This window comes from Magnetococcales bacterium, assembly GCA_015231175.1.
Lineage (GTDB): Bacteria > Pseudomonadota > Magnetococcia > Magnetococcales > DC0425bin3 > HA3dbin3.
The window spans coordinates 1-3808 of sequence record JADGBZ010000149.1; the positions used below are offsets into that span (position 1 = coordinate 1).

Genomic DNA, 3808 nt, shown 5'->3' on the forward strand with positions numbered 1-3808 from the left:
CCTGGCAGAAACTGCTTGACAGTCAAGACAGTTGCTGGACCCCGATTCATGGCTTGCCTGCACATCAAATCAACATGGTTGAGCCACCAGGCCTTGGCAGAATCCGGGATATGGACGACATGAGGCATGGTGTCAATCTGCCTTATTCAACTGATTCAGTACAAGATTTCCAAAATTCGTCGATGGAACGCTACAGTTCCACCAAGGAAATGTGTCCAGGCAGTGTAACGACTCAGAGGTTCAGGTTTCTCGTGCCGGACCAAGGTGAAACGGAGGTGTTCACCCCTGTCAGCGCGGCCAAGAAAATTTTGGCGGTCTGACAAAACGTCTCCTGACAATGGCTCGCGACGACTTGCCGATAATGCTCCACAGCCGGCTCCTTCATACGGTACAGGTGGAAAATGCGACCGCGCAAATAGGCCAGCCAGGGATCATGGCTGGGGGGGAGCATGGCTTTGGGGGACAAGGTTTGTTTGAACGGGCCCAAGACGCCTATGCCAACGGGCAGACTGGCCAATTTTTTGATGATGAAACCATTTTGATGGAAGGAAGCAGGAAATGGCTTTTGGTCAGAAGGCCGCTGCTGCAGTTTTATTTCGGTCATGGTCAAAGGATCCATGAAAAAATCGATATAGACTGCACCGAATTTGTTTCGTATTTTCAAAAGGGTGTGGGGTGATTCACGTGTGACGGGATCCCATAACGCAAACAACTCCACTCCAGGATATAATTCGTTAAGCAACAAAGCATGAAGATGATTGAATCCGTCACATAACGAACTTCCAAAAACCAGACGCTGAAATGTCCATAGCGGTGTTTCAAACTTTCCATTAAAACGAATCACCATATCTTTTAATTGATTTTGAATATCAAAGGCTTGCTGTTCGACGGGTTTATCTTTGATGTTACCCAGAAAATAAAATTCGCGTGCTATCCAATCATGTGTCAATTTTTCAGACAAAAACCATACAATAACCTGATCCAACAATGTTTTATTGTCTCTCCATACTTTAAAGTGAGAATGAAAATAATCCGGATAGGTCTTTACAAACCACAGGGCTGCATGGACGGGAGTTTGGGTTGATGTTGCATACAGCATCAACAACAATACAATAAAAAAAAATTTAATGACAAGACGACGCAAACGATTTTGATGGATTTTTACGGTTCTCATCAATTCCAATCGAGTATCTCTTTTTGCAGAATGGGGAGAGTATCACGAGTGGGGAGTGGCAGGGTTTTGTTCCCGTGATGGCCGCTTTTTTTCTGGGCAGGGGGTCGCGCAGTTCCTGATGATTTTGTTGGTTGTTCTTGCTTGTCAACTTTGGCAGCCGTGCGCGATACCGCAGCTGGTGGTTTTTGTTGCCCATCCGGTTGACCACTCTTGACGACAGGGGGTTGCACCGGGGTGATCCGCTGCGGATTGGGCAAGCCATCCCACTTTTTAAAGATCACCAAGTCGTTTTTGATGAGAATGGATGCCATATGGTTTATACCAGCTGAGTCGGATTGTCGCTCGGCGTTCGCAGAGTTCGAAAGTGGACGACCCGCATGGGATTGTTTGTCATCCGCGATGGAGATGAGGTAGCCATGACAATATTTTTTTGAATGAATACAATAACGAATACCGGGGTCGGCCATCTCCTGGCCGGCGTGATTTTTCAGATCGACATGGAAATATTGTGCAACCTCCATCCAATTCAATACGCGAATATTGGCCGATGTGGCCGGGTCAAAGCCCAGAGTTTTCAGATCTTCCGTTGACGTTTGATGGGGGACAATCTTGTCGAAGGCCATGCGGAGCTGGGCAGACTGCGTCCCGGTCGGACCGGGATGGGCTGCCATGGGCGAATGGTCCCAGGATACAGGTGTGGTGCATCCAGGCGAGGAGGAAAGTGTCAGAAGCAGCAACAACGCCATTTTTTTCAGGGGCTGTCCAAAAACCTGCCCCCCCCTCTCTTTCCCGGTCGCTTTCAGGTGGTCTCTTGGGGACGTCATATGCGGGCTCATGGCGGGAGAATCTGGCGAAAATCAACGACGGACAGGAAACGGTGTGAATAAATCGGCGGAACGGCAGAACTGGGCCGGGCCATATGCACCAGTTGGCCCACGCCGAACGCCGCAGCCCCCTCCAGGATGGGTTCAGAATCATCGGCAAACAAGGTTTTTTCAGGGTCGAAGCGCAATTGCTCCTGTAGACGTGGCCAAAACTGCGCATGCTCTTTGGGATACCCCAGGTTGTGGCTCGTCCATATGCCGGTCAGACTGGAGCCGATGGGGGTTTGCGACAATTTCAGCTGCAAAGACCAGGGATGGGCATTGGTGACGAGATGCACAGGAAGGCCCATGCTTGTTATTTTTTCGAGGAAGGTCATGACATACGGGTGCGGGCGAATCAGATGGGACACCTCGTTTTGGAGTTTGGCAAAGTCCAGATCCAGTCGTCGGGACCAATAGGCCAAGTCATACCACTCCAGGGTGCCCTCGACCTGTTTGTAGGCTGCCAGGACACGATGACGCGCCACAGCCATCTTCAGTCGATGGAGGTCGGCATAGGCTTTGGGGATGATTTCAAGGAAAAAGGTATCGTCGAAGTGACGATCCAGGAGGGTGCCATCCATATCCAGAAGGACAGTCTGAATGCGCGACCAGTCAAGCCCGGGCCGCAGAGCCATGTCCGGATGTGGATCCAACCTAATCACCTGGGGAATGGGTTTCTTTGTCGCAAACGTGGCGCGGGGTCTGACAGAATGCCCTCACGCCGCCGGGGAAGCAATGGTTGGAAAATGAACTCCCCCCAACCGTTTCCACGCTTGCAGATAATCCAGCAAATGTGGCCGTTTCTCCGCTTCTTTTTCCAGCAAGTCGCGCACGGCCTCCTGTTCGGAAACATAGCGGGTCTCATCCAGGTGTCCGGAAAAATACAGGGCGCGCAGCCACAACAGGTATGTCGTCAGGGCATCGAATTCATTGTACGCCACGATCCGGCTCAACTGCCCGTTCAACCACAGCTCTGGCACTTGATCACCTGAAACATCCAGTTTTCCAGGAATGCCGCACAAGGTGGCCATCTCATGCAGAGATGGGCTGCCATGCCCCCAGCCAGGCGTCACGACATCCTTCAGGTCAATATTCCAATCGCTGCCCTTGGCCAGATAATCCACCCCTTCCCAGGGCTTGTTGGGCCGGTGGCAAAACTCTTTGGCCTGGATACCCAGAATCATGCCCCGTTGCACCAGGATCCGCAGATCGGCTGCCAGGGAGTTGTAACCGACCAGCATGGGCCGGTTTTTTCCAAGAGATTTTAAAAATTTTTCCACGATGTCGCGTTCGCTGCTCTCCTTGCCGGCGCCATCCGGATCCTGGGGCAGGGAGAGCAGCCATAACCCCACCTGCCCGCGTTGCTCCTTGCGAATCACCATGGCAATGGAGACCACCCGGCACAAAACCGTTTTGAGATAGGGTGTCGGATCTTCCGGGGTGGCGCCTCCCTGCCGCCACATCTCCTCCATCACCTCCCGATCGGACGCAGATTCCGCCACACCGTACAGCAGACGCCCGGCACGGGGATCGGGTACCCACTCGGCGTCAAATGCCCAGACCGGATCATTGATTTTTTTGAACATTTCCTGTGACCTTTGTCAACTCGTAAGAAGCCTGGACACAAAACAAAGCTTGGACATAAAAACAAAGCCTGGACGTGAAAGCCTTTGTCGGGGCTCCGCCCCGAACCCCGCCAGGAGGAAGGGCGCAGCCCCAATGGCGCTTAGATAGCCGAGAAACATCATTTTTTCAACGCTAATCGTGC

The 3808-nt window shown here is 52.0% G+C and carries 4 protein-coding genes; all 4 read right to left on the reverse strand.

Annotated elements, in window-relative coordinates:
- Positions 1-232: 232 nt before the first annotated feature.
- A complete protein-coding gene (locus tag HQL63_15965) occupies positions 233-1183 on the reverse strand; it encodes a hypothetical protein (GenBank protein MBF0178319.1) in 951 nt (316 codons plus the stop codon).
- On the reverse strand, positions 1174-1998 hold the full coding sequence (locus tag HQL63_15970; GenBank protein ID MBF0178320.1) for a hypothetical protein: 825 nt from the start codon (positions 1996-1998) through the stop codon (positions 1174-1176). The genes HQL63_15965 and HQL63_15970 overlap by 10 nt, the downstream gene beginning before the upstream one ends.
- Before the next feature lie 8 nt (positions 1999-2006).
- On the reverse strand, positions 2007-2693 hold the full coding sequence (locus HQL63_15975; GenBank protein ID MBF0178321.1) for an HAD-IA family hydrolase: 687 nt from the start codon (positions 2691-2693) through the stop codon (positions 2007-2009).
- Positions 2694-2756: 63 nt separating this feature from the next.
- Positions 2757-3626 carry a 3'-5' exonuclease gene (locus HQL63_15980; protein MBF0178322.1) on the reverse strand — a complete coding sequence of 290 codons (870 nt, stop codon included), beginning with the start codon at positions 3624-3626 and terminating at the stop codon, positions 2757-2759.
- Positions 3627-3808 lie beyond the last annotated feature (182 nt).